Consider the following 25,084-nt stretch of genomic DNA (forward strand, 5'->3'; position numbering starts at 1 on the left):
ATCGCTGCCCCAAAGGTCGGGAGAAACCACATGATCCAGATGCAAACAAATCTGGATGTAGCTGATAACTCCGGCGCTCGCCGAGTTCAGTGCATCAAGGTTCTGGGTGGCTCCAAGCGTAAGTACGCTTCCGTTGGCGACATTATTGTCGTCTCGGTTAAAGAAGCCATCCCGCGCGGTCGCGTGAAGAAGGGTGACGTCCGTAAGGCCGTTGTCGTTCGCACCGCCAAAGAGGTCCGTCGTGAAGACGGCACCGCAATCCGTTTTGACCGCAACGCTGCTGTTATCCTGAATAACAACAACGAGCCGGTCGGCACCCGTATCTTCGGCCCGGTTGTTCGCGAACTTCGCGCGAAGAACTTCATGAAGATCATCTCGCTCGCTCCGGAGGTGCTCTAATGGCTGCTAAACTGCGCAAAGGCGACAAGGTCGTCGTGCTTGCTGGTCGCGATAAGGGCAAAGAAGGCACCATTGCCTCCGTTGACCCCAAAGCCGGTAAAGCTGTCGTAGATGGCGTGAACATGGCCATCCGTCACACCCGTCAGACCCAGACATCGCAAGGTGGCCGCCTGCCCAAGGCCCTGCCGATCGATCTTTCGAACCTGGCTCTGCTGGACTCCAACGGCAAAGCAACCCGCGTCGGCTTCCGCGAAGAAGACGGCAAGAAGGTGCGCTTTGCAAAAACCACCGGGGAGACTGTCTGATGCTTGACGATGCAACCTACACCCCGCGTCTGAAGACCCTCTACAAGGACACCATCCGTGGCGCCCTCAAAGAGGAATTCGGCTACAAGAACGAGATGATGATCCCTAAGCTGGATAAGATCGTTCTGAACATCGGCTGCGGCCGTGCAGCCGTCAAAGACAGCAAGAAGGCGAAATCGGCTCAGGAAGACCTGACCAAGATCGCCGGTCAGAAAGCGCTGACCACCGTTGCAAAGAACTCCATCGCTGGCTTCCGCGTTCGTGAAGGCATGCCGATGGGTGCAAAGGTGACCCTGCGTGGCGAGCGGATGTATGAATTCCTCGACCGTCTGATCACCATCGCGATGCCCCGGATCCGCGACTTCCGCGGTGTGTCCGGCACCTCTTTCGACGGTCGTGGCAACTACGCCCTTGGCCTGAAAGAGCACATCGTGTTCCCGGAAATCGATTTCGACAAGATCGACGAAGCCTGGGGCATGGACATCGTAATTGCCACCACCGCGAACACCGACGCGGAAGCTAAGGCGCTGTTGAAAGCTTTCAACATGCCCTTCAACAGCTGATCGCGGAGAGGAAGAGACCATGGCTAAAAAAGCAATGATCGAACGCGAGAAAAAGCGCGAGCGCTTGGTGGCCAAATACGCTGCCAAACGTGCCGAGCTTAAAGAGATCGCGAATGACGAATCCCGCCCGATGGAAGAGCGTTTCAAAGCGCGTCTGAAACTGGCGAAACTGCCGCGCAACAGCTCGGCAACCCGTCTGCATAACCGCTGCCAGCTGACCGGCCGTCCCCACGCTTACTACCGTAAGCTGAAGGTAAGCCGGATCGCTCTGCGGGAACTGGGCTCCAATGGCCAGATCCCCGGCATGGTGAAATCGAGCTGGTAAGGGAGAGACAATATGAACGATCCTATCGGCGATATGCTCACCCGTATCCGTAACTCTCAACTGCGTGGCAAATCCACTGTCATGACTCCGGCGTCCAAATTGCGCGCTTGGGTTCTGGATGTGCTGCAGTCCGAGGGCTACATCCGCGGCTATGAGAGCGCGACTGATGAACGCGGCCATCCGGCGCTGGAAATCAGCCTGAAGTACTACGAAGGCGAACCTGTTATTCGCGAACTGAAGCGGGTCTCCAAACCCGGTCGTCGCGTTTACATGGGCGTCAATGACATCCCGTCGGTCCGTCAGGGCCTGGGTGTGTCGATTGTCTCCACCCCCAAAGGTGTGATGTCGGATGCAAACGCACGCGCGGCCAACGTTGGTGGCGAAGTGCTTTGCACCGTCTTCTAAGGAGGCCTGTGCACAATGTCTCGTATTGGTAAAAAACCGGTCGACCTGCCCAGCGGTGTTTCCGCGAGCCTGTCCGGCCAGACCATCGAAGTGAAGGGCCCGAAAGGCGCCCAGACCTTCACCGCAACTGACGACGTCACCCTCACTGTTGAGGACAACGTGGTGAAAGTTGAGCCGCGCGGTAAATCCAAGCGCGCGCGTCAGCAGTGGGGCATGTCCCGCACCATGGTTGCCAACATGGTTCAGGGCGTCACCCAAGGTTTCAAGAAAGAGCTTGAAATTCAGGGTGTTGGTTACCGGGCTCAGATGCAGGGCAACACCCTGAAGCTGAACCTTGGCTACAGCCACGACGTCGATTTCACTGCTCCGGAAGGTGTCACCATCACCGCACCGAAGCAGACCGAAATCGTTGTGGAAGGTGCAGACGCGCAAGCGGTAGGCGAAGTGGCGGCGAAAATCCGCGACTGGCGTCGTCCCGAGCCCTACAAAGGCAAAGGCATCCGCTACAAAGGCGAGTTCATCTTCCGCAAGGAAGGCAAGAAGAAGTAAGGACAAGCAAAATGGCAAACAGCAAACGTACCCTGTTTCTGAAGCGTCGTCTGCGCGTCCGGAACAAGCTTCGCAAGGTGAACGCAGGTCGTCTGCGTCTCTCCGTGCACCGCTCGAACAAGAACATCTCTGTTCAGCTGATCGACGACGTCAAAGGTGTGACTCTCGCCGCAGCCTCGACCCTGGAAAAGGATCTTGGTTTTGTAGGCAAGAACAACATCGAAGCGGCAACCAAAGTGGGTTCCGTGATCGCAGAGCGCGCGAAAGCGGCTGGCGTGACCGAAGCATACTTCGATCGTGGCGGTTTCCTCTATCATGGCAAAGTGAAGGCTCTGGCCGACGCTGCGCGTGAAGGTGGTCTGAAGATCTAAGGATCAACCGGGCGTCCCGCTGGCCGGGGCGCCCGAGCGATTTTGGAAAGAGTGGACCGCCTTGGTGGTCCCGATGATCCGGGAGCAGGCCTTGCGGCAGGCTCACCAGGATTGGAACATTTGACGGGGCGGTCTGACTTCCTCGTCACATCATGAAGGAATGCCAAATGGCAGAACGTGAAAACCGCCGCGGCAACCGCCGCGATCGTGAAGAGACACCGGAGTTTGCAGATCGTCTGGTCGCGATCAACCGCGTGTCTAAAACCGTTAAGGGTGGTAAGCGCTTCGGCTTCGCCGCGCTCGTCGTCGTAGGTGACCAAAAAGGTCGCGTCGGCTTCGGCAAAGGTAAAGCCAAAGAGGTGCCCGAGGCGATCCGCAAGGCAACCGAGCAAGCCAAGCGCCAGATGATCCGCGTGCCGCTGAAAGAGGGTCGTACCCTGCACCACGACATGTACGGTCGCCACGGCGCCGGCAAAGTGGTCATGCGCACCGCTCCGGAAGGTACTGGTATCATCGCCGGTGGTCCGATGCGTGCCGTGTTTGAAATGCTGGGCATCAAGGACGTGGTTTCCAAGTCCGTTGGCTCTCAGAACCCTTACAACATGATCCGCGCCACCATCGACGGCCTGAAAAAAGAGCAGAGCCCGCGCTCTGTTGCTCAGCGTCGTGGCAAAAAGGTTGCTGACATCCTGCCCAAGCGGGACGAAGCACCTGCGGAAGCAGAAGCGTAAGGAGACTGATCCATGGCTAAAACCATCGTCGTGAAACAGATCGGTTCCCCGATCCGTCGCCCCGCCGAACAGCGCGCAACCCTGATCGGCCTGGGCCTGAACAAGATGCACAAAACCCGCGAACTGGAAGATACCCCTTCCGTACGCGGCATGATCAACAAGATCCCGCATCTGGTGGAAATCGTCGAAGAGCGCGGCTAAGCCTCTTTGTCGACATGCACTAAAGACGCCCTCGGAGAGATCCGGGGGCGTTTTCCTGTTGATAAGCGCGATGCGCCGGTGGGCGTGCGCCATCCTACGTGTGGTGCTTTGGCTTGGTGCCCGCAACACTGGTAGCGCAGCCAAAGAAGTGTTTCTTCATCTCGACCGAAAGACCATTTGCTCGCAATGCATCCGCAAAATATGTGCAGTCGCCAAAATTCTGCGTGTAGGCGCCGATCATGCTGAAATCATTCGCGCCGCGCAGGAAGTACCGCTCAATCAAAGGGAGCATCCTGTCGAGATAGAACCGATAGAAGGGCCGCAGCATCCATCCTTTGGGGTCGGAGGCCTCAATCAGGGAAAAGCTGCCGCCGGGTTTCAGGATGCGTGCGATCTGTCTTGCCAACTCGCTTTGTTGATCGGTGTTGAAGGTCTTCAGCCCAAAGGTCGAGACAAGTAAATCTGCATGGTTTGCGGGCAGATCGCTTTGCAGCGCGTTGGCTTCGATATGTGTGATCTTATCGGAATAGCTGCGATGCAACCGCTCAACGGCCTCAAGATGCATGCGATGCGAAATATCCAACGCGGTGATGGTCGCAACCTCGGGTATCCGGCGCAGCACGTAGGGCCAGACCTCGCCGGTTCCAGCCATCAAGTCGACCACAACAGGGTGCGGTCCAGCACGACGCGGCAGGCGCGCGACGCATTGATGTCGCCAGATCGCGACAAACCCAAACGAACTCACGGCGCTCCAGCTGCGGTAGCTTGAGGAACATCGATCAAAAAGGTCGGCGACAAATTCAGGGTCGTAAATGTCTTTGGCGGGTTCGGTCATGGCACCTTCGCAAGAGGTTGGTGTGCAAGGGAAAGAGAGAAAATCGGGTCTTTCGTTCACTCTCACGAAAGGGAGGGGGAATGTCAGGTGGGAAAATGCGGGTTAATAGATCGTCTATGCACCTGCAGCATAGCGGGTGTTCCGAACTGTCAGTTGTTAGCGCCAACACCCTGCCTTATCTTCGCAAGTGTCAAAGGAATTGAACAGAGACAACAAGAGCCGCGGAAACCCGTCCCGGCTAGAGATAAGGACCAAAACACATGGCACATGTACTGAACACAAACATCGCGTCTTCTTCCCTTTTTGCCCGCCTGCGTGGCGTGGCAGAGAATGCCCGCACCTCCTGGGCGCTCTACAAGGAATATAAGCGCACCTATGACGAGCTCGACGCGCTCACCGACCGTGATCTGGCAGACATCGGCATCCGCCGCTGCGATATCGCTGATCTGGCGCGCACCCACGTTTACGGCGCGTGAACGCTCGATCTCTGAGATAAGGCGGTCGCCATCCGATCCTCCTCCCTTAGGATGAGCAGCCCCATAAAAGCGCCTCCACATCGTGGGGGCGTTTTTGTTGCGCAAGGGGCGCGCGGTCCGGTAGGGGGATCTTTGCGTAGATAGGGCATTGTGTTCGGCGAGTTGCGCAACTCGCAGGCCGGTCGTGGCAGGCTGGCCAATCTGGAGCAGGACCCCCGGAGTGACGTCTGGGGGTGCAAGGTCAGATATCTGTTCTTCTTGGAGGGTGACGCCTCCGATCCACTTCCAAACTGGCGGCGCCGCCCTTTATCACTTTCAGCGCCCTCATCAGAAAGACAGCGGAAGAGACGCCGTAAAATACACCCCAATGGCGCATGACAGCGCCTGTGGGATTTACAACCGTGGCCGGGATGCGGCACGGTCCACTCAGTCTATCTGAGAGGAATGGCCATGTTTCGCGCCCGGCGCAGCCTGATTGCCCTGATTTGTCTGACTTTGGCCGCAGGCTGTATGAGCGATGACATCAGCGGCTCTAATCAGATCGGGGATTCACCGGAGGGGCGCGCGGCGTTGATGAGCGCGATTGAACCCGGACGCACCACTATTTCAGAGGTGATTGCTCTCTACGGGAAGCCCGTGGCCAAAAACCCGCAGGGTGGGCGGAACATGCAGGCGAATTTCTCCAGCTATTCTGGCGCGTCGGGGTATAGTGCGGTGCAGTATAATGCCGATACCGGCGTGATCTACCGCGTAGAAAACTACCGTTTCGATGCGGCGGCGCAGCGATATGTGCTGGAGGCGCGCAAGGACAGCTCTGGCGCGGGGCGCTCCGCCACGCCCAATACGCCTCCTGTGGCGCAGGCCAAGGCGCAAGTGATCGTCAGGAATGCCACTCCTTTTGCGCTGACATCGGTCAGCATCAGCCCCTGTGGCAAGCGCACCCCAGATGCCATGGCCCCCAAAGAGACCATCGACCCGGGTCAGACGCGTGCGTTTGCGGTGCAGCCCGGGTGCTATGACTATCACACCTGGGGCTATGAGTTGGGGCGTCTTCTGGGCGAGGTCTCGGTGACGGGCGGGACAGTCAATGTAAGGTCCGGTGCCAAAGAGACGGTCACCATCACCAGCGCGTTGAAGAAATAGCCCCGCGATATCGCGCGCTGCCTTGGGGCATCAGGCGGGCATCGGGTGAGGCCGCTCTTGATCCCGCACCGCATCCCGTCTATACGCCCCCGGTGGCCTTTTGTGCTGCAAGAATCAAAACCAAGAAATGCCGTGTCTGACCCTGATCGCTTCATGGGGTCACTTCCGGCTGTAGGAGAAGCGATATGAAACTCAATGAACTGCGCGACAACCCAGGTGCAGCCCCAAAACGGACCCGCGTTGGCCGTGGTCCGGGTTCCGGCAAAGGTAAAATGGGTGGCCGCGGTATCAAAGGTCAGAAGTCCCGTTCCGGTGTAGCGATCAACGGCTACGAGGGTGGCCAAATGCCGCTCTACCAGCGTCTGCCTAAGCGTGGCTTCAACAAGCCCAACGCCAAGAAATACGCTGTTGTGAACCTCGGCCTGATCCAGAAATTCATCGACGCAGGCAAGCTCGACGCAGCTTCTGTGACCGAAGACAGCCTGGTTGCATCCGGTCTGGTTCGTCGCAAGCTCGACGGCATCCGCGTGCTGGCCAAAGGTGAATTCACCGCAAAAGCGACCATCGCTGTGACCGGTGCCTCCAAAGCTGCCGTTGAGGCAGTCTCCAAGGCAGGCGGCGCCCTGACCGTGGCATCTGAGGCCGCAGCTGAGTAACGGCTTGTGAGCGGCGCGTAAGCCGCTTACATAAGTCATCAGTTTTCCCATACGCCGTCCGAGCCGGAAAACGGTTCCGGGCGGCGTTTTCGCAAGAAGAGACTCCTTTTATGGTATCAGCAGCAGAACAAATGGCGGCGAACACCAGCTGGGCAGCGCTCGGCAAGGCCACGGATCTGCGCAACCGCATCCTGTTTACGATCGGACTTTTGATTGTCTATCGTTTGGGCACTTGGATTCCCGTTCCGGGAATCGACGCCGATGCATTGCGCCAGTTCATGGACACCGCCGGGCAGGGCATTGGCGGTATGGTGTCGATGTTTACCGGTGGTGCATTGGGCCGCATGGGTATTTTTGCCCTGGGCATTATGCCCTACATCTCGGCCTCCATTATCGTGCAGTTGCTGACCTCCATGGTGCCCGCGCTCGAACAGCTCAAGAAAGAGGGCGAGCAGGGTCGCAAGAAGATCAACCAATACACCCGCTACGGCACCGTGGTGCTGGCAACCGCACAGGCTTATGGCCTTGCGGCTTCGCTGGAAGCGGGGGATATGGCTTTTGATCCGGGTCTTTATTTCCGCCTGTCGTGCATGATCACGCTGGTGGGCGGGACCATGTTCCTGATGTGGTTGGGTGAGCAGATCACCAACCGCGGCATCGGCAACGGTATCTCGCTGATTATCTTCGTGGGCATCATTGCGGAAATCCCGGCCGCGATTGCACAGTTCTTTGCCTCTGGCCGGTCTGGTGCGATCTCTCCGGCGGTGATCATCGCGGTCATCGTGATGGTGGTTGCAGTGATCATGTTCGTGGTCTTCATGGAGCGTGCGCTGCGCAAGATCCACATTCAGTACCCGCGCCGCCAAGTCGGCATGAAGGTCTATGATGGTGGCTCCTCGCATCTGCCCGTGAAGGTCAACCCGGCAGGCGTGATCCCGGCGATCTTTGCCTCCTCGCTGCTGTTGCTGCCGACCACGATCTCCACCTTTAGCCAGGGTTCCGCATCAAGCCCGGTGATGAGCTGGCTCTTGGCGAACTTTGGCCCCGGCCAACCGCTCTATCTGCTGTTCTTTACAGGGATGATCGTGTTCTTCGCGTATTTCTACACCTTCAACGTCTCGTTCAAGCCGGATGAAGTTGCGCAGAACCTGAAGAACCAGAACGGCTTTGTGCCCGGCATTCGTCCCGGCAAGAAGACTGCGGAATACATCGAATATGTGGTGAACCGCATCCTTGTGCTCGGGTCAGCCTATCTCGCACTGGTGTGTTTGCTGCCGGAGATTTTGCGCAACAATTTCGCCATTCCGGTTTACTTTGGCGGTACCTCGGTTCTGATTGTGGTCTCTGTGACCATGGATACGATCCAACAGGTACAGAGCCATCTTCTCGCGCACCAATACGAAGGCCTCATTGAGAAGAGCCAACTGCGCGGTCGTAACAAGAAACGCACCAAACGGGGACCGTCTCGCCGATGACCAATATCATTCTCTTGGGCCCGCCGGGCGCAGGCAAAGGAACACAGGCCAGCCATTTGGTTGAAAGCCGCAACATGACTCAGCTCTCCACCGGTGACATGCTGCGCGCTGCGCAGTCCTCCGGCTCCGAGATGGGCAAGAAAGTTGCCGCGATCATGGCCGAGGGCAAACTTGTCACCGACCAGATCGTGATCGGTCTGATCCGTGAACGCCTGCAGGAGGGTTCAGAGGGTGGTTTCATCTTCGACGGCTTCCCGCGCACTCTGGCGCAAGCGGATGCGCTTGAGAAACTTCTGGCGGAAATGGATCTGAAGCTCGATGCAGTGATCGAGATGCAGGTCGATGACGAGGTGCTGGTAAAGCGCATCGTCAACCGTGCCGAAGAGGCGCGCGCTGCGGGCAAAGAAGCGCGTGCGGACGACAACGAGGAATCCGTACGGATTCGCCTGATGGAATACTACAAAAAGACCTCGCCGTTGATTGGCTACTACTGGGCCAAGGGCAACCTGCAGCGCCTCGACGGTATGGCCTCCATTGATGAGGTGCAAAAATCCATCGCGTGGATCTTGGGCGAGTAAGCCTGATTCTCATCGCAGAATTTCTCGACAGGCTGCCCATGGGCGGCCTGTTTTTCTTTTGGGGCAGGGGGCGCAAGGCAGGGGCGATATGCTCTCAAATTGGGCATTGCTGACTCTGCCGAGATGGTCGATACTTGCGTGACGCAACAGGAGTTACAGCCCACGCCGTTTCCTTCCGGTTTGAGGGTTGACCCATCCGCCAAATCCACATACGAACCCACATCCCTGCTGGGAATCATTCCAGGCGGGCAATTTGCGTTGTCCACCTGATTACCTCGAGACATGCGAGACCCTTTGGCACACGCCAATTGGTCGAGTGTTGTGAAAAAAGGTTCTGGAGCTACGGAACCGCAACCAAAAAGGAAAGTGACACGTGGCACGTATTGCCGGCGTTAACATCCCGACTGCCAAACGGGTCCCGATCGCCCTGACCTATATCACGGGTATCGGTCCTGCATCCGCCAAAGCCATCTGCGAGGCCGTGAACATCGACGTAACCCGTCGTGTGAACGAACTCTCCGACGCAGAAGTTCTGGCGATTCGCGAACATATCGACGCAACCTTCACCGTTGAAGGTGACCTGCGTCGTGAAGTGCAGATGAACATCAAGCGCCTGATGGACCTGGGCTGCTACCGTGGCCTGCGCCACCGTCGCAACCTGCCGGTTCGCGGTCAGCGTACCCACACCAACGCTCGTACTCGCAAAGGCCCCGCAAAGGCCATTGCTGGTAAGAAGAAGTAAGGGAGGGTCCTGACAGATGGCACGTGATAAAACCCGCACGAAGCGTAAAGAGCGTAAGAACATCGCAACGGGCGTTGCCCATGTGAACTCTTCGTTCAACAACACCAAGATCCTGATCTCTGACGTTCAGGGCAACGCGATCTCCTGGTCCTCCGCTGGCACCATGGGCTTCAAGGGCTCTCGTAAGTCCACGCCCTATGCTGCGCAGATGGCTGCAGAAGACGCGGGCCGCAAGGCTCAGGATCACGGCGTAAAGACCCTTGAGGTCGAGGTTCAAGGCCCCGGTTCGGGTCGTGAATCCGCCCTGCGCGCGCTGGCCGCAATCGGCTTCAACATCACCAACATTCGTGATGTGACCCCGATCGCCCACAACGGCTGCCGCCCGCCGAAGCGCCGCCGCGTCTAAGCGACAGCAAAGAATACTGGGGCCTTGCCATGTGCAGGGCCTCAGTTCGTCATTAGAAACCTCGGGCGTCTGATCCTTTGGACATGGGGTTCAGACAGGAATGGAGGGAACGCATGATCCATAAGAATTGGGCAGAATTGATCAAGCCCACGCAGCTTGAGGTGAAACCGGGCAATGATCCGGCACGTCAGGCAACGCTCGTTGCGGAACCGCTGGAGCGTGGCTTTGGTCTGACGCTCGGCAACGCACTGCGCCGCATCCTGATGAGCTCGCTGCAAGGCGCGGCCATCACATCCGTTCAGATCGACAACGTGCTGCACGAGTTTTCCTCCGTGGCCGGTGTTCGTGAAGACGTCACAGACATCATCCTGAACCTCAAGCAGGTTTCCCTGCGCATGGAAGTCGAAGGGCCCAAGCGCCTGTCGATCAATGCCAAAGGTCCGGCCGTCGTCACCGCAGGCGACATTGCCGAAACCGCTGGCATCGAGGTTCTGAACCGCGAGCACGTCATCTGCCACCTCGACGATGGTGCGGATCTGTTCATGGAACTGACCGTCAACACCGGCAAAGGCTATGTCTCTGCCGACAAGAACAAGCCCGAGGACGCTCCGATTGGTCTGATCCCGATCGACGCAATCTACTCCCCGGTCAAGAAGGTCTCCTACGACGTTCAGCCCACCCGTGAGGGCCAGGTGCTAGACTATGACAAGCTGACCCTCAAAGTTGACACCGACGGCTCCATCACGCCCGAGGACGCGCTGGCTTTTGCAGCCCGCATCCTGCAGGACCAGCTGTCGATCTTCGTGAACTTCGACGAGCCGGAATCCGCAGGCCGTCAGGACGAGGACGATGGTCTCGAGTTCAACCCGCTTCTCCTGAAGAAAGTGGACGAGCTGGAACTGTCCGTGCGTTCGGCAAACTGCCTGAAGAACGACAACATCGTCTATATCGGCGATCTGATCCAGAAAACCGAAGCCGAGATGCTCCGCACCCCGAACTTCGGCCGCAAGTCCTTGAACGAGATCAAGGAAGTGCTGTCTGGCATGGGTCTGCACCTCGGTATGGACGTCGAGGACTGGCCGCCGGACAATATCGAAGAGCTGGCCAAGAAATTCGAAGACAGCTTCTAAGCTGGACTTTCGATCTGAGGGGGGCTAAGGCCCCCTTCAAAATTCCCGGACCTGCCGGGGAAAATCTGGGCCTTCCGCCCCAAGGTGAGCAGCCGACACGCATCAGCTGCCTGACAAAGCAAAACGCAAGTTAAAGGATATAGAAAATGCGTCACGCACGTGGTTATCGCCGCCTGAACCGTACTCACGAGCACCGTAAGGCCCTGTTCTCCAACATGGCTGGCTCGCTGATCGAACACGAACAGATCAAGACCACCCTTCCCAAAGCAAAAGAACTACGTCCGATCATCGAAAAGATGATCACGCTGGCAAAGCGCGGCGACCTGCACGCCCGTCGTCAGGCCGCTTCCAAGCTGAAAGAGGACAAGGACGTCGCGAAACTGTTCGAAGTCCTGGGCCCGCGCTACAAGGATCGTCAGGGCGGTTACGTCCGCATCCTGAAGGCCGGTTTCCGTTATGGTGACATGGCGCCTATGGCGATCATCGAATTCGTAGACCGCGACGTTTCCGCAAAAGGCGCAGCCGATAAGGCCCGTCTGGCAGAAATCGAAGCCGTCGAAGACGAAGAATAAGATCTCGCGGTCATCTGACCGTCTGCCTTTCCCCCGCTCTGGCAACAGGGCGGGGGTTTTTGTTTGAATGATGACGATGTCTCGTCCGACCGTTAGGCCAGACAATCCCCGATTTTCCCCTCGGGAGATGTTTGTATTGTCATCGCGGGTCTTGGCCGTTGCCGAGCAAAGAGATTTTGTTCTTATTGTTCAATACGGGTTTGAGGTGATTAATGGCAGTTCTTGAAACACTCTTTGCTTTTTTAGGTCTTGGGTACTCTGCGTCGCAGAATTCCGAAAACCGTCGGCTTAAAGCCGCCGCGTTAATCGCAAATGTCGAAGCGAATACCAGATCAGCGGCGTTGCTAGCGGATTTCGAAGCAACTCGCCTTTTGAGAAAGGCAGAAGGGCTATACAACGATCCCCGGAACGTGATTGGCCCACTCTTAGAGATGCGCGCCCAATGTGACCAAGTATTGAATTTGGTTGTCGAAAACCGGAAGCTCCTGAAAGAAAAGGGAGCGAATGAACAGGTATTGATAGAACTTGAGAACTGGTCGGCCAACTCCGGCCTGATGAAGTCTCAAGTGGAATTGGCTGCCGATCAAATTGACAGCCTTCTTAGCGGTTAATCCGCCGCTTTTTTCACAAACTGGCTCTTGAGGCCCATCTGCCCGATGCCCGGTACCTTGCAGTCGATATCGTGATCGCCGTCGACCAGACGGATGCCGCGCACTTTGGTACCGACTTTGACCACAGAAGAGGACCCTTTGACCTTCAGGTCCTTGATCACTGTCACCGTGTCGCCATCCACCAGAACATTGCCCACACTGTCGCGCACCACCGGCGCGTCTGTGTCTGCCTCAGCAGACCATTCATGGCCGCACTCGGGGCAGACCAGCAGGGCGTCCATCGCGTATGTATAGACCGAGGCGCATTCGGGGCAGGGGGGCAAGGTATCTGTCATGACACTCCCCATACTCCCTAGCCCCGCCTGCGCCTAGTCAAATGTTGCCCGACGCCTACGCCTCGCGCGGGTCATGAAGATACATGCGCCAATTGTGCTCAGGCGCAAAACCCAGCAATCGCTCGGCCTTCTCAATGCAATAAAAGGTCTCATCCTCTCCCATCTCCTTGGCGGGGATGCCGTCATAGTAATGGGTGATGATTTCCGAGGTGGTCAGGTTCACTGAGTGATCGCTGTTGGCCACGTTAAAGATCTCATAGCCAAGGCCGTCGACTTCCAGACAGCGCTGCACCATCTGGCCAAGATCCCGCGCGTCGATATAGGCAAAGATGTTGCGCCGCCGCATGTCGGGATCGGCCATATAGGCGGGGAAGTTCGCCTTGTATTCATGCGGCTCGATCACATTATTGATGCGCAGCCCATAGATATCGGCACCGGTGCGGCGCTGGAAGCTCTGTGCGGCCTGCTCATTGGCGACCTTGGACATCGCATAGGCATCCTCGGGCACCACCGGGTGGTCCTCGTCGATGGGCAGATATTCGGGTTTGCGCTCACCGCCTGCAAAACAGATGCCATAGGTAGTCTCGGAGGAGGCAAAGATCACCTTGCGCACACCAGCCTTCAGCGCTGCGTCGATCACATTGTAAGTGCCGATGGTATTGATCCGGTAGCATTCATTATCTGAGGTCATCAAAAGGCGCGGCACGGCGGCGAAATGCACCACCGCGTCAAAGGGGGGCGGGGTTCGGTGATGCTCCATCTCGTCATAGCCCGCCCAAGCATGCATCACATCGTGCATCTGACCGGCATCCGAAATATCCGCGATGCGGTTGTCGACACCGGGCAGGTCCAGCGGTTTCAGATCCACGTTGACCACCCGATGCCCTCGCGCCAGCAAATAGGCAATCACATGACGCCCGGCCTTGCCAGACCCTCCGGTGAATAGAATACGCATGACGTCCTCCTCATATTTTTGCGGGAGGATAGCGTTAACAAGGCTTCGGTCCAGTGCACTCTTGCGTGATCCACCTCCCGCGCGCCTCAGACATTGTTTTCTGCGCTGCAGCGCCCTATCACCAATGCACAGCAACGCAAGGACAGCTTTGATGAACACAACACAGACCAAACCCCTCCTGACCCTCTTTGATCTGCAAGGTCTGGTCTTTGGCGTGTTGATGTGTTCGCTCGGCGTGGTGTTCCTTAAGGCCGCGGGGCTGGTGACCGGGCAGACGGCGGGGATTGCGTTGTTGCTCTCTTATGTGTTGCCGCTGGGTTTTGGGCCGCTGTTTTTTATGATCGGGATTCCGTTCCTGATCCTTGCATGGAGCAAACGCGGCGCGGTTTTTGCCCTGCGCACGGTGATGGTGGTTCTGGGGATCTCCGCCGGGGCGCAGATCCTGCCGCACTACCTGAGCTTTGATGCGCTGCACATCGGCGTTGCGGCGCTCTTGGGTGGGGCGTGCAGCGGAGCCGGGCTGATCGCGATCTTTCGCCACAATGCCTCTGCCGGTGGCATGACCATCCTTGGCATCATCATCGAGCACCGCACCGGGTTCAAGGCTGGCTGGTTCCAACTGGGCGTCGACGCTTGCGTTTTTGCCGCTGCGGCGCTGGTGCTGTCACCCGAACAGCTGATCTATTCGTTTATTGGTGCGATGTTCACCAACCTCTGCATCGTGTGGAATTTCGACGTCGCCCAAAGCGGCACAGGGCGCCCCGGCTATGGGCGCGCCACGCCCAAAGAGCCTAGCGCCGACTGAAAGCAAGGATGATCTGGCGCGCCTGACGCTGGAACAGGCCGGGGCCTTTGGGGGCGCCACCTGTGGCCTCAACCTCTGCAATCACGCGCCGCGCAAGCCAGATCGCAAAGATTCCAAAGATCACACCGCCCACCGCCTGACCGATCAATGCGCCGGATGCTCCATAAAAATGAGCGCCCAGCCACACCAGCGGGATGGTCCCGATGGTATTGCGCCCCCAGTTCAGCCAGGTGGAGTTGAACGGGCGGCCAAGGTTGTTGAAGCTGGCATTGGCCACAAAGATCGCTCCGTTAAAGAAGAACGCCAGCGCAAGCGGGCCGCAAAATAGATAGATCAGCGTAAGCGCGGTGCCGTCGGCGTCAAACAGTGCGGCAACATGCGTGCGCAGGGCAAACAGGATCGCCGTCATCACCGCCACAAAGATACCAGTGAACAGGAGCGCATCCCAAAACGCGCGCCGCACACGGGCAAAATTCCCCGCGCCGTAGTTCTGTCCGACAATTGGCCCCACAGCACCCGACAGCGCAAAGATGGTGCCAAAGGCCAGCGGCGACATCCGGGCGATAATCGCCATGCCCGCCACCGCATCCTCGCCAAACTCCGCCATGGCGCGGGTGACAAAGGCCTGTCCGACCGGGGTGGCCAACTGCGTGAGAATCGCCGGAAAGGAAATCGCAAAGATTGGCGCAAGCCCGGCGATGAACAGCGACAGCGGCGGGCGCTCCAACCCGCCGTGGTGGCGAAAGATCGGCCCCAAAGCAAAGACCGCAACCGCCACCCGCGAGGCGGCACTGGCAAGGGCCGCGCCGGTGAGTTCCATATTAAGGCCGAAGATCAGGATCGGGTCCAAGACCGCATTGACCAGCCCCCCGGCAATGGTGGCCATCATGGCGCGGCGCGCATCGCCATGGGCGCGCAGGATCGCCCCTCCCGCCATCCCCATCAACAGGAGCGGCAAGGTCGGCACGATGATTTTCAGATAGTCCACCGCCAGATCATGCGCCCGTCCGTTGGCCCCCAGAAGCGACACCAGAGGCGAGAGGTAAATCCAGATCACCACGGCAAAGAGAGCCGAGAAAACCCCGCCCCATATCAAGGCGTTAGAGGCCTGCTGCCGGGCCAGTACATGATCCCCCGCGCCCAAGGCCCGCGCCACCAACGCACCTGCCGCAATGGCAATCCCGATGTTGAATGAGGTGGTGAAAAACAGGATCGCACCGGCATAGCCCACGGCCGCCGCCAGCTCTTCTTTGCCGAGCATGGCGATAAAGACCATGTCGATGAAATCCACCGCAAACACCGCCATCAACCCCACCGAGGAGGTGAGCGACATCACCGTGATATGGCGCAGCAAATTGCCTTTGAGAAACTTGGCCTGTTGCATGCAGGGATCTCCGTCATCTTGGTCTTTGCGGAGCATCCGCTGGTCCTATTTAGTCGCAAGGCGCGCAGGTACAAACCCTTTCCCGTCCGTGTTCCTCCCGGTGCCTGCGATGAAATCATGGCAATTTTTGGGGATCGACAGGGGCGCGAATCTTCGCTAGCGTCCGGCGCATGACCCAACAGTTCGCTCAGTTCTGGTATTACTTTTATCCGCGCCACATGGCGGACGGAGGGTCTTCGCGTTTCTGAATTGAACTGACAGAAACACCAGAATACCGCACCAAACCGCCCCGGGACCAAGGGCGGTTTTTTGTTGTCCAGAGGTCCAGACGGGGCACCCGCCAAAGGAAAGCCCCGATGACAACGCTCTCTGCGACCCCGACAAATGACCTCCGGATTACCGATATGCAGGAATTGATCTGCCCCGAAGCCCTCGCGGTGAAACACCCGCTGACCGATGCCGCGCGCGAGACCGTCCTGTCCGCACGCGCCAGCATTCAAAAGATCCTGCATGGTGTGGACGACCGGCTGGTCGTGGTGGTTGGTCCCTGTTCCATCCACGACCCCGAGGCCGCGCTGGACTACGCCCGCCGCCTCGCCCCTCTGCGCGCCGAGCTGGGCGATGAGCTCGAGATCGTGATGCGGGTCTACTTTGAAAAACCCCGCACCATTGCAGGCTGGAAGGGGCTGATCAACGACCCCGACCTCGACGGGTCTTTCCGCATCAATAAGGGCTTGTCGATTGCCCGCAAACTCTGCCTTGACCTGAGCGAGATGGGCCTGCCGGTGGGGACCGAATTCCTCGATGCGGCGGTGCCGCAATACATCAGCGATCTGGTCAGCTGGGCCGCGATTGGCGCCCGCACCACCGAGAGCCAGATCCACCGCGAGATGGCCTCGGGCCTGAGCTGCCCGGTGGGGTTCAAGAACGGCACCCGCGGCAATGTGCAGATTGCCATCGACGCGGTGCGCTCTGCAGCCACACCGCATCATTTCATGGCGCTGGCGCCTTCGGGCCTCGCGGCGATTGCCGCCACGGCTGGCAACCCCGATTGCCATATCATCCTGCGCGGGGGCGGTGGCACCAACTATGACGCGGCCAGCATTGATGCCGCCTGCCAAAAGGCCGCAGCCGATGGCATCCGCCCGCAGGTGATGATCGACGCAAGCCATGCCAACTCCGCCAAAGACCCGGCCAAACAGCCCGAGGTGCTTTCGGATGTGGCCGATCAGATGGCGCAGGGCGAAACCCGCATCACCGGCATCATGATCGAAAGCCATCTGGTGCATGGCCGCCAGGACCTGCCCTCGGGCGGCGATTTGTCGACCCTCACCTACGGTCAGTCGATCACTGACGGCTGCATCGGCTGGGAGGAAACCGAAACCCAGCTGCGCAAACTGGCACAGGCGGTGGACAGCCGCCGTGCCCTCGGCGCGCGCCTTGCTGGCTGATTGGGGACTGGGGCGGCGCAATCCCGCCCCCTTCATCTTCTAACCCAAAATATCCCGGGGTGAACTGACCGCAGGTCAGGAGGGGCAGCGCCCCTTAAGCCCCGGTTTTTCTGCACATGCTTGCAATCACCTGTCCGCCTCCGCATATCATCAGAACCGAAATAATATGTCCGGAGGCCCCATGATCCGCAGTCTTGCCCTTCCCCTGACCCTCGCTCTGGTGACCAGCTTGCCGCTTGCGGCGCAGGCAGAGACCAAAGTCCCGCAGAGCCAGACCGAGATTTCACTGGGGTTTGCGCCACTGGTCAACGAGGCCGCACCGGCGGTTGTGAATATTTACGCCAAGATCATCCGACAGGACCGCGCTCGCAGCCCCTTTGCGGATGATCCGTTCTTTGATGATTTCTTTCGCCAGTTTGCCCAGCCGCGCCCGAGGGTGCAGAACTCGCTCGGCTCTGGCGTGATCCTCTCCGAGGATGGCATCGTGGTCTCAAATTATCACGTGGTCGGAGAGGCGTCCGATATCCGCGTGGTGACCAATGATCGGCGCGAGTATCAGGCCGAGGTGATCCTTGCGGATCAGGCGTCCGATCTGGCGATCTTGCAGTTGAAAGACGCCGAAGGCTTGCCATTCCTTGGCCTGCGCAACAGCGATGAGGTCGAGGTGGGCGAGCTGACCCTGGCCATCGGCAACCCCTTTGGGGTGGGGCAGACGGTGTCCTCGGGCATTATCTCGGGCCTTGCGCGCACGGGCACCGGCGGCGGGCAGGGGTTTGGCTATTACATCCAGACCGATGCGCCGATCAATCCGGGCAACTCTGGTGGGGCGCTGATTGATGTGAATGGTGATCTCATTGGCATCAACACCCGTATCCTCAGCCGCTCGGGCGGCTCCAATGGTATTGGCTTCGCCATCCCGGCCAATCTGGTGCGCGAATTTGTGCGTCAGGCGCGTGAGGGCGAAGGCGAATTTCAGCGCCCGTGGGCAGGGATGACAGGCCAGCCGGTGGATTCCGATCTGGCAGAAGCCTTGGGCCTTGGTCAGGTGGATGGGATGCTGATTTCTGAGCTGCATCCGCAAAGCCCCTTTGTCGAGGCGGGTTTTGAGGTGGGCGATGTGGTGCTGGCAGTGGACGGTGAGCCGGTGAACTCGCCCTCCGAGATGGCCTTTCGTCTGTCGGTGGCGGAACTGGGTGGCACCAGCGTGGTGACGCGGGTGCGTCAGGGCGAAACCGAGACCGTTGAGGTCGCGCTGATGGAAGCGCCCAATTCTCCGGCCGCTGATCCAATCACGCTGAACGAGCAAACCCCGATGCCGGGGCTGGTGGTGGGTCAGGTGAACCCGCAGGTCATCACCAAGATGCAGCTGCCGCTGTCGACCGAAGGGGTGGTGGTGATGGACCCCGGCCCCTATGCCGGGCGCGGCGGCGTGCGCGCGGGGGATTTGCTGCTGGCCATCAATGGCGAGGAGATCACAGCGCCCGAGGATGTGGCGAACCTTCTGATGAACAGTGGCCGCTGGATGCGGCTGGATCTGCTGCGACAGGGCCAGCGCGTGTCGTTGCGGTTCCGGCTCTAAGCGATGGCGGATCTGTTTGACAGCGGGGAGGCGGGCGCTCAGCGCGATCACGATGCGGCCAATGACGCTCCGCGCCCGCTCGCGGACCGGTTGCGGCCCCGCACGCTTGCCGAGGTGATCGGTCAGGAGCAGGTGCTGGGCGAAGAGGCACCGTTGGGGGTGATGCTGGCCTCTGGGAGCCTCTCGTCGCTCATTTTCTGGGGACCACCGGGGGGGGGCAAGACCACCATTGCGCGGCTGTTGGCGCAGGAAACCGATCTGCATTTTGTGCAGATCTCGGCGATCTTTACCGGTGTGCCGGACCTGAAGAAAGTGTTTGAGGCGGCTAAGATCCGGCGCCAGAACGGGCAGGGCACGCTGTTGTTTGTGGACGAGATCCACCGTTTCAACAAGGCCCAGCAGGACGGGTTCCTGCCGCATATGGAGGATGGCACCATCCTTCTGGTGGGGGCCACGACGGAAAACCCGAGTTTCGAGCTCAATGCCGCCGTGTTGTCGCGCTCGCAGGTTCTGGTGCTGGAACGTCTGAGCCTTGCGGATCTGGAGCGGCTGATGCAGCGCGCGGAAAAGGCACTGGAACGCCGGTTGCCGCTGTTGCCCGAGGCGCGCGATGCGCTGCATCAGATGGCCGATGGCGACGGGCGGGCGCTCTTAAATCTGATCGAGCAGGTCGCGGCTTGGAAGGTCGATCAGCCCCTCGGCCGCGAGGCGCTGGCAACGCGGCTGATGCGGCGGGCGGCGAAATATGACAAATCCGGCGATGAGCATTATAACCTTATCTCGGCGCTGCATAAATCGGTGCGTGGCTCAGACCCGGATGCGGCCCTTTATTGGTTTGCGCGGATGCTAGAGGGCGGCGAAGACCCCAAGTATCTGGCGCGGCGTCTGACCCGGATGGCGGTGGAGGACATTGCGCTTGCCGACCCGCAAGCGCAGGCGATCTGCCTGCAAGCTTGGGAAGCCTATGAGCGGCTTGGTTCGCCCGAGGGGGAGTTGGCGCTGGCGCAGGCGGTGATTTACCTCGCGCTCGCGCCCAAGACCAACGCAGGCTACATGGCCTATAAGGCGGCGCGGCGCTTGGCCAAGGAGACGGGGTCAGAGCCACCGCCCAAACATATTCTGAATGCGCCAACCAAGCTGATGGAAGAGCAGGGATATGGCAAAGGTTATGACTACGACCACAACGCCGAGGATGGATTTTCGGGGCAGAATTACTTTCCCGACGGGGTGAAACGACCTGTGCTCTATCAGCCGGTGGAACGCGGGTTTGAGCGCGAGCTGCGCAAGCGCACGGAGTTCTTTGCCAAGAAACGCATCCAGCGCCAAGGAGAGTAATTCAGGTTTTGCGGGCAAAACCTGAAGGCCTCCGGCGGGGATATTTGCGGTTAGAAGAGCCGGGGCGTCAGGCTGTCACCCGTACCCATGTGCCCATGCCCGCGGCGTGATGCGACAGCATATGGCAGTGAAACAGCCAATCACCCGGGTTATGGGCCTGAAAGGCGATCTCGCGGGTTTCTCCGCGCAGCATCAGGAGCGTGTCACGCAACGGACCGAGGGTGCCATCTGGCAGGACCTCGGAAAAATGCATGCCGTGCAGATGCATGGCATGTGGGAACTGGGTGTCGTTGACCATGCGGATGCGGATGGTCTCCCCCCGGCTTGCGGTGATCAGCGGCTCAATCGGGCGGCCTGCGGTGCCGTTGAAGGACCAGAACTGGCCCAATTGGGCGAGGTCCTGGCCAGAGAGGTCTTCGCCTTTGAAATTGGCGTTTTGCAGCCACGCCATCGCGCCGCCTTCGGTGATCAGATCGACGCTGCGGGCGGCGTTCAGATCGATGGGAAAGTCGGGATTGGGCGGTAGCGCAGTGGGCGCGGTGCGGCGGGTGCGGGTGCCGGATGACACCGGAAAGCGGGCCAGCTCATAGCCGCCATCGCGCTCAAACTGGAGGAGAAATGCGTCCTCGCCAGCCTTGGCAGTCACGTCGACAAAGAGGTCGATGCGCTGGGCGGGGGCGAGGACAAGTTGGTCCGGCAGCGGCATCGGCGTGGCCAGTGGCATGCCGTCATAGGCCATCACCCAGCCCTCAAGCCCTTGAAGGCCGAGGGTGAAAATGCGCGCATTGGCGCTGTTGATGAGGCGCAGGCGCAGGCGGTCGCCGGTTTTGACGGGGTGGTCCGCCACCATCTTGCCGTTGCACAAGAGCACATTGCCCATGCGGCCCGCGTGCGACAGATCATGCGGGGCATTGAACGCGGTATCGACCGCGGCCTCAGCCGTGACACGCAGGTCGTCAATCACCAGCGGCAGGTCCTGATCCACATCCGGCGCATCCGGTTCCTCGACGATCAACACGCCTTGCAGGCCGCGTTCGACCTGTTCCACCGATTGCGCGTGGGAATGGTACCAGTAGCTGCCCGCATCTGGCAGGACGAAATCATAGGTGAAGGTTTCACCGGGCTGGATCGGGTCCTGCGTGACGCCGGGCACCCCGTCCATGGCGTTATCGATGCGGATGCCGTGCCAATGGAGACTGGTGGGCTGTGACAGGCGGTTTTCGACCTCGGCCACCAGCTGTGCGCCCTGTTTCAGGCGCAGGGTTTCGCCCGGCATGGTGCCGTTGACGCACCACAGATCCGTGGCCGGGTAGTTTGGCGGGGCGATTTGCTGGGAGGCGGGCGCGAGGGTCAGGCGATGGGCCGTGGCGCGGGCCATACGGGGTAGGGCGGGGAGCGTGGCGAGGGCGGTGAGTCCTTGCAGGGCGTGACGTCGGCTGAGGCGCATAAGATGGGCTTTCATATCGTTTGCCTGAGCCTAACCAGCGAGGCGTTGGGAACAAGACTTCCACCCACTGGAAGCTGACGCAGTTGTGAACGGCCCGGTCTGCGTCTGGTGCAGAGCGGCCATGGGGCGCGATTGGGCCGCAAAACTTGACATCCAGCGCGCCTCGCGCGAAGGGAGCGGGCATGTTGATAACCGTGTTGAATGTGGCGCTGGGCGGCGCGATTGGGGCAAGCTGTCGCTACCTCGTGGGGGTGGGCGTGCTGCGCGTGCTCGGGCCGACCTCGTTTCCGCTGGGGGTGCTGGGGGTGAATATCCTTGGTTCTGCCCTGATGGGTGCTTTTGTGGTGCTGGCGGCGCATAAGGGGCTGACGCATCTGTCGCCCTTTGTGATGACCGGTGTTCTGGGCGGTTTCACCACGTTTTCGGCCTTCTCGCTGGAGGCGGTTACCTTGTTTGAGCGCGGGGCCTACGGGCAGGCCGCGCTTTATATTGGCCTCTCCGCAGGCCTGTCTATTGCAGCCCTTGCCCTTGGCATGATGGCGGCCAGAGGAGTGCTGACATGAACGGCGTGCAGATGATCACCGTCACCGAAGACGACGGCGGCCAGCGGATCGACCGCTGGTTGCGGCGGCTTTTCCCGCATGTGAACCAAGGCCGCATCGAGAAGATGTGCCGCAAGGGCGAGCTGCGTCTGGACGGGGGCCGTGTGAAGGCCAACACCCGCGTTGAGGCCGGACAGGTGGTGCGGGTGCCGCCGCTGGCCGAGAGCGATATGAAACCGGCCGAAGCGCGCCCGGTGAAGATCTCGGATGCCGACGCCAAGATGATTCGCGATTGCGTGGTCTATAAGGACGACGATGTTCTGGTGATCAACAAACCGGCGGGGCTGGCGGTGCAGGGCGGTTCCGGCACGACCAAACATGTGGATGGCCTCTCGGAAGCGCTGCGCTTTGACGCCGAGGACAAGCCGCGGCTGGTGCACCGTCTCGACAAGGACACATCCGGCCTGCTGGTGCTGGCGCGCAACCGCAAGGCGGCGCAGGGGCTCACCGCAGCCTTCCGCCACAAGAACACCCGCAAGATCTACTGGGCCTTGGTCGCAGGCGTGCCGACCCCCTACCTTGGCGAGATCAAGACCGGGTTGGTGAAGGCACCGGGGCACGGCAAATCCGGCGAGGGCGAAAAGATGATCCCCGTTGATCCGCGCGATGTGGATGCAACGCCCGGGGCCAAGCGCGCGCATACCTTTTATGCCACGCTTTACCGCGTGGCGAGCCGTGCGAGCTGGGTCGCGATGGAGCCTGTGACGGGCCGCACCCACCAATTGCGGGCGCATATGGCGGGCATGGGGCATCCGATCATTGGCGATGGCAAATATGGCGGTTCCGGTCAGGAGAACCTCGGCGATGGCTGGGGCGCGCAAATTGGCGGTCTGATCTCGAAAAAACTGCACCTGCACGCGCGCCGTTTGCAGTTCGAACACCCTGTCACCGGCAAAGTGGTGACAGTGACCGCCGCGCTGCCGGATCATATGAAAGAGAGCTGGGACACCTTTGGCTGGACCGAGGATCTGGCCGCCGACGATCCCTTTGAGACGCTGTTTTGACCTCTGCGCTGAAGCTCATTCTGTTTGATGTGGACGGGACCCTGGTGGACAGCCAGGGGACGATTGTTTCTTGCATGAATGAGGCTTTCGCAGGTGCGGGGTTGGTGCCTCCCTCACGCGCGGCGATCCTGTCCATCGTGGGGCTGTCGCTACCGCAGGCGATGACGCGTTTGGCGGCGGATCAGCCCGCGCAGGTTCAGGACGCGCTCGTTGAGGGCTACAAACGCGCCTTTCAGGCAGAGCGTTTGCACAAAGGGGCGGCGCATTCACCGCTTTATCCCGGAGCCCGGGAGGTGCTGGACGCGCTTCATGCGGTGCCGGAATACATCCTTGGTGTGGCCACCGGGAAATCCCAGCGCGGGTTGGACGCGCTGATCGAAGGGCATGATCTGGGAATGTTCGTCACCCGTCAGGTGGCCGATCACCACCCCTCCAAACCGCATCCGTCGATGATCCTCACGGCGATGTCGGAGACGGGCATCCCGCCTGCCGACACGGTGATGATTGGCGACACCACATTTGACATGGACATGGGCCGCGCCGCCGGGGTGACGACCATCGGCGTGGATTGGGGCTACCATGCGGCTGCGCATCTGGGGGCGGATCACATGCTGGCGGAGTTCGCCGCGCTGCCGGATCTGTTGCGCCGGATCTGGCCGGACTAACCCTGCCGCGACCACGCCCGAGACGAAGAAGGACGGACCAAGATGAGTGAATGGAAACAGAAGCGATTCTGGAAAGAGGTGAGCGTCGAGGAAGACGGCGCGGGCTTTGCCGTGGCGCTGGACGGGCGGCGCGTGAAAACACCGGCAAAAACCGCGCTGGTGGTGCCGACGCGGACGCTGGCTGAGGCGATTGCCGCCGAGTGGGACGCGCAGGACGAGCAGATCGACCCGCTGTCGATGCCCAACACGCGGTCGGCCAATGCGGCGATCGACAAGGTGGCGGTGCAGTTCGCCGAGGTTGCCGATATGCTGGCGGAGTACGGCGACAGCGATCTGTTGTGTTACCGCGCCGAAAGCCCCGAGGGGCTGGTCGCCCGTCAGAGCGAATCTTGGGATGCGGCGCTGGATTGGGCCGAGGCTGCGCTGGGCGCACGCCTGCTGCCGCGCGCTGGCATCCTGCATGCGCCGCAAGACGGGGCTGCACTGGAAGTTCTGCGCAAGCGGGTGCATCAAATGACGCCGTTTCAGCTCGCGGCGTTTCACGATCTGGTGGGGTTGACCGGTTCGTTGATCCTTGGGTTCGCCACCGCAGAGGGCTGGCGCACGTTGGATGAGATCTGGGAAATCTCGCGCATTGATGAGCGCTGGCAAGAGGAGCTTTGGGGCCCGGACGACGAGGCGCAAGCTATTGAAGCCCAGAAAAAACAGGCCTTTGAACACGCTGCGGGTTTTTACGCGCGGGTCTGAGCGCAGGCTGAGTAATTCATGCTTGTCGCCAGCGGTTGGCGGTCAATCAATGCGGCGTCCCAATCGGGGCGCCGTTTGTCGAATCAGGGGTTCGATGATTCGCGAATCCATTGCCCAAAAAATACCAAGCTCAAGCCGATCAAGGCGAAAAGCCCATTGATTTCGGTGATACTGCCCTTGACGTACGTTGATGAATCCGCCCAAACTCGGCCACGAAAGCGGGGCCAACCTCGCTTCAAACAGCCCGCACCGTGACGGGGTGGGTGATAAAGAACCACCAACTCAGGTGGATAGTCAGGAAG

General features: G+C 59.9%; 32 protein-coding genes. 27 read left to right on the top strand and 5 right to left on the bottom strand.

From position 1 onward, the window contains the following. Window positions 1–30: 30 nt before the first annotated feature. The 9 genes from rplN (at window position 31) to rpmD (ending at window position 3,849) form a co-directional block, all read left to right on the top strand. On the top strand, window positions 31–399 hold the full coding sequence (gene rplN / locus UB90_RS19030; RefSeq protein WP_005621870.1) for a 50S ribosomal protein L14: 369 nt from the start codon (window positions 31–33) through the stop codon (window positions 397–399). Next, a complete protein-coding gene (rplX, locus tag UB90_RS19035; RefSeq protein WP_005621849.1) occupies window positions 399–704 on the top strand; it encodes a 50S ribosomal protein L24 in 306 nt (101 codons plus the stop codon). Before rplN ends, rplX begins: the two co-directional genes overlap by 1 nt. Then, a complete protein-coding gene (gene rplE / locus UB90_RS19040) occupies window positions 704–1,267 on the top strand; it encodes a 50S ribosomal protein L5 (RefSeq protein WP_005621847.1) in 564 nt (187 codons plus the stop codon). Before rplX ends, rplE begins: the two co-directional genes overlap by 1 nt. A gap of 19 nt (window positions 1,268–1,286) precedes the next feature. Continuing rightward, window positions 1,287–1,592 (top strand): 30S ribosomal protein S14, encoded by a 306-nt coding sequence (gene rpsN, locus UB90_RS19045; RefSeq protein WP_005621844.1) that lies wholly within the window; start codon window positions 1,287–1,289, stop codon window positions 1,590–1,592. A 12-nt stretch (window positions 1,593–1,604) separates the two neighbouring features. Continuing rightward, window positions 1,605–1,997, top strand: coding sequence for a 30S ribosomal protein S8 (rpsH, locus tag UB90_RS19050; protein ID WP_005621841.1), 393 nt, complete (start codon window positions 1,605–1,607; stop codon window positions 1,995–1,997). 15 nt (window positions 1,998–2,012) lie between these two features. Beyond that, the gene (rplF, locus tag UB90_RS19055) at window positions 2,013–2,546 is read left to right on the top strand and encodes a 50S ribosomal protein L6 (RefSeq protein ID WP_005621838.1); all 534 of its coding nucleotides are present in this window, start codon (window positions 2,013–2,015) and stop codon (window positions 2,544–2,546) included. 11 nt (window positions 2,547–2,557) lie between these two features. Further along, the gene (rplR, locus tag UB90_RS19060; RefSeq protein WP_005621834.1) at window positions 2,558–2,917 is read left to right on the top strand and encodes a 50S ribosomal protein L18; all 360 of its coding nucleotides are present in this window, start codon (window positions 2,558–2,560) and stop codon (window positions 2,915–2,917) included. 167 nt (window positions 2,918–3,084) lie between these two features. After that, window positions 3,085–3,648: a 30S ribosomal protein S5 gene (rpsE, locus tag UB90_RS19065; RefSeq protein WP_009176874.1), complete on the top strand. Its 564-nt coding sequence runs from the start codon at window positions 3,085–3,087 to the stop codon at window positions 3,646–3,648. A 12-nt stretch (window positions 3,649–3,660) separates the two neighbouring features. Further along, window positions 3,661–3,849, top strand: coding sequence for a 50S ribosomal protein L30 (gene rpmD / locus UB90_RS19070; protein WP_005621828.1), 189 nt, complete (start codon window positions 3,661–3,663; stop codon window positions 3,847–3,849). A gap of 94 nt (window positions 3,850–3,943) precedes the next feature. Here rpmD and UB90_RS19075 read toward each other — a convergent pair whose 3' ends face one another. Continuing rightward, window positions 3,944–4,684: a class I SAM-dependent methyltransferase gene (locus UB90_RS19075; protein ID WP_065326697.1), complete on the bottom strand. Its 741-nt coding sequence runs from the start codon at window positions 4,682–4,684 to the stop codon at window positions 3,944–3,946. 260 nt (window positions 4,685–4,944) lie between these two features. On the opposite strand from UB90_RS19075, the gene UB90_RS19080 reads away from it, so the two are divergent. The 10 genes from UB90_RS19080 (at window position 4,945) to UB90_RS19125 (ending at window position 12,473) form a co-directional block, all read left to right on the top strand. Continuing rightward, window positions 4,945–5,160, top strand: coding sequence for a DUF1127 domain-containing protein (locus UB90_RS19080; RefSeq protein ID WP_005621822.1), 216 nt, complete (start codon window positions 4,945–4,947; stop codon window positions 5,158–5,160). A 450-nt stretch (window positions 5,161–5,610) separates the two neighbouring features. Beyond that, complete coding sequence (locus tag UB90_RS19085; protein WP_065326705.1) at window positions 5,611–6,303, top strand: hypothetical protein; 693 nt, start codon at window positions 5,611–5,613, stop codon at window positions 6,301–6,303. Between the two features lie 185 nt (window positions 6,304–6,488). Further along, on the top strand, window positions 6,489–6,959 hold the full coding sequence (gene rplO / locus UB90_RS19090) for a 50S ribosomal protein L15 (RefSeq protein ID WP_009176352.1): 471 nt from the start codon (window positions 6,489–6,491) through the stop codon (window positions 6,957–6,959). Window positions 6,960–7,069: 110 nt separating this feature from the next. Continuing rightward, a complete protein-coding gene (gene secY / locus UB90_RS19095) occupies window positions 7,070–8,434 on the top strand; it encodes a preprotein translocase subunit SecY (protein ID WP_009177182.1) in 1,365 nt (454 codons plus the stop codon). Further along, on the top strand, window positions 8,431–9,012 hold the full coding sequence (locus tag UB90_RS19100; protein ID WP_005621812.1) for an adenylate kinase: 582 nt from the start codon (window positions 8,431–8,433) through the stop codon (window positions 9,010–9,012). The genes secY and UB90_RS19100 overlap by 4 nt, the downstream gene beginning before the upstream one ends. Before the next feature lie 373 nt (window positions 9,013–9,385). Beyond that, window positions 9,386–9,754 carry a 30S ribosomal protein S13 gene (rpsM, locus tag UB90_RS19105; protein ID WP_005621809.1) on the top strand — a complete coding sequence of 123 codons (369 nt, stop codon included), beginning with the start codon at window positions 9,386–9,388 and terminating at the stop codon, window positions 9,752–9,754. A 16-nt stretch (window positions 9,755–9,770) separates the two neighbouring features. Continuing rightward, complete coding sequence (rpsK, locus tag UB90_RS19110) at window positions 9,771–10,160, top strand: 30S ribosomal protein S11 (RefSeq protein ID WP_005621807.1); 390 nt, start codon at window positions 9,771–9,773, stop codon at window positions 10,158–10,160. A 113-nt stretch (window positions 10,161–10,273) separates the two neighbouring features. Then, a complete protein-coding gene (locus tag UB90_RS19115; RefSeq protein WP_005621805.1) occupies window positions 10,274–11,290 on the top strand; it encodes a DNA-directed RNA polymerase subunit alpha in 1,017 nt (338 codons plus the stop codon). A gap of 146 nt (window positions 11,291–11,436) precedes the next feature. Continuing rightward, on the top strand, window positions 11,437–11,862 hold the full coding sequence (rplQ, locus tag UB90_RS19120; protein WP_009176308.1) for a 50S ribosomal protein L17: 426 nt from the start codon (window positions 11,437–11,439) through the stop codon (window positions 11,860–11,862). 212 nt (window positions 11,863–12,074) lie between these two features. Continuing rightward, the gene (locus UB90_RS19125) at window positions 12,075–12,473 is read left to right on the top strand and encodes a hypothetical protein (RefSeq protein ID WP_065326696.1); all 399 of its coding nucleotides are present in this window, start codon (window positions 12,075–12,077) and stop codon (window positions 12,471–12,473) included. Here UB90_RS19125 and UB90_RS19130 read toward each other — a convergent pair. Together UB90_RS19130 and UB90_RS19135 are read right to left on the bottom strand one after the other, a co-directional pair. Beyond that, window positions 12,470–12,808: a zinc ribbon domain-containing protein YjdM gene (locus UB90_RS19130; protein WP_009176198.1), complete on the bottom strand. Its 339-nt coding sequence runs from the start codon at window positions 12,806–12,808 to the stop codon at window positions 12,470–12,472. The two genes, UB90_RS19125 and UB90_RS19130, sit on opposite strands and share 4 nt — an antisense overlap. A gap of 55 nt (window positions 12,809–12,863) precedes the next feature. Further along, window positions 12,864–13,763: an NAD-dependent epimerase/dehydratase family protein gene (locus UB90_RS19135; protein ID WP_065323000.1), complete on the bottom strand. Its 900-nt coding sequence runs from the start codon at window positions 13,761–13,763 to the stop codon at window positions 12,864–12,866. A 151-nt stretch (window positions 13,764–13,914) separates the two neighbouring features. Between UB90_RS19135 and UB90_RS19140 the strand changes: the two genes are divergently transcribed. Continuing rightward, complete coding sequence (locus UB90_RS19140) at window positions 13,915–14,568, top strand: YitT family protein (protein ID WP_065326695.1); 654 nt, start codon at window positions 13,915–13,917, stop codon at window positions 14,566–14,568. Here the strand turns inward: UB90_RS19140 and UB90_RS19145 are convergent. Then, entirely contained in the window at window positions 14,555–15,952 is a 1,398-nt protein-coding gene (locus UB90_RS19145; protein ID WP_065326704.1) for an MATE family efflux transporter, read from the bottom strand. The two genes, UB90_RS19140 and UB90_RS19145, sit on opposite strands and share 14 nt — an antisense overlap. A 356-nt stretch (window positions 15,953–16,308) precedes the next feature. On the opposite strand from UB90_RS19145, the gene UB90_RS19150 reads away from it, so the two are divergent. The 3 genes from UB90_RS19150 to UB90_RS19160 all read left to right on the top strand — a co-directional run bounded on the left by UB90_RS19150 (window position 16,309) and on the right by UB90_RS19160 (window position 20,317). Next, window positions 16,309–17,403, top strand: coding sequence for a 3-deoxy-7-phosphoheptulonate synthase (locus tag UB90_RS19150; protein ID WP_065326694.1), 1,095 nt, complete (start codon window positions 16,309–16,311; stop codon window positions 17,401–17,403). 181 nt (window positions 17,404–17,584) lie between these two features. Continuing rightward, window positions 17,585–18,982, top strand: a complete 1,398-nt coding sequence (locus UB90_RS19155) for a trypsin-like peptidase domain-containing protein (protein WP_065326693.1) — start codon at window positions 17,585–17,587, stop codon at window positions 18,980–18,982. Window positions 18,983–18,985: 3 nt separating this feature from the next. Next, window positions 18,986–20,317 carry a replication-associated recombination protein A gene (locus UB90_RS19160; protein WP_065332055.1) on the top strand — a complete coding sequence of 444 codons (1,332 nt, stop codon included), beginning with the start codon at window positions 18,986–18,988 and terminating at the stop codon, window positions 20,315–20,317. A gap of 67 nt (window positions 20,318–20,384) precedes the next feature. Here the strand turns inward: UB90_RS19160 and UB90_RS19165 are convergent, their stop codons facing one another. Next, window positions 20,385–21,779: a multicopper oxidase family protein gene (locus UB90_RS19165; RefSeq protein ID WP_081285620.1), complete on the bottom strand. Its 1,395-nt coding sequence runs from the start codon at window positions 21,777–21,779 to the stop codon at window positions 20,385–20,387. 167 nt (window positions 21,780–21,946) lie between these two features. On the opposite strand from UB90_RS19165, the gene crcB reads away from it, so the two are divergent. Genes crcB through UB90_RS19185 form a run of 4 tightly spaced genes read left to right on the top strand, consistent with a single transcriptional unit; the run spans window position 21,947 to window position 24,782 of the window. After that, window positions 21,947–22,327 carry a fluoride efflux transporter CrcB gene (crcB, locus tag UB90_RS19170; RefSeq protein ID WP_065326690.1) on the top strand — a complete coding sequence of 127 codons (381 nt, stop codon included), beginning with the start codon at window positions 21,947–21,949 and terminating at the stop codon, window positions 22,325–22,327. Beyond that, complete coding sequence (locus UB90_RS19175) at window positions 22,324–23,370, top strand: RluA family pseudouridine synthase (protein WP_065326689.1); 1,047 nt, start codon at window positions 22,324–22,326, stop codon at window positions 23,368–23,370. Before crcB ends, UB90_RS19175 begins: the two co-directional genes overlap by 4 nt. Then, window positions 23,367–24,035, top strand: coding sequence for an HAD-IA family hydrolase (locus tag UB90_RS19180; protein WP_065326688.1), 669 nt, complete (start codon window positions 23,367–23,369; stop codon window positions 24,033–24,035). The genes UB90_RS19175 and UB90_RS19180 overlap by 4 nt, the downstream gene beginning before the upstream one ends. 42 nt (window positions 24,036–24,077) lie before the next feature. After that, the gene (locus tag UB90_RS19185; protein ID WP_065326687.1) at window positions 24,078–24,782 is read left to right on the top strand and encodes an ATP12 family chaperone protein; all 705 of its coding nucleotides are present in this window, start codon (window positions 24,078–24,080) and stop codon (window positions 24,780–24,782) included. The last annotated feature ends 302 nt before the right edge of the window (window positions 24,783–25,084 follow it).

Origin of the sequence: Tritonibacter mobilis, from assembly GCF_001681715.1 — a bacterium.
GTDB lineage: Bacteria > Pseudomonadota > Alphaproteobacteria > Rhodobacterales > Rhodobacteraceae > Epibacterium > Epibacterium mobile.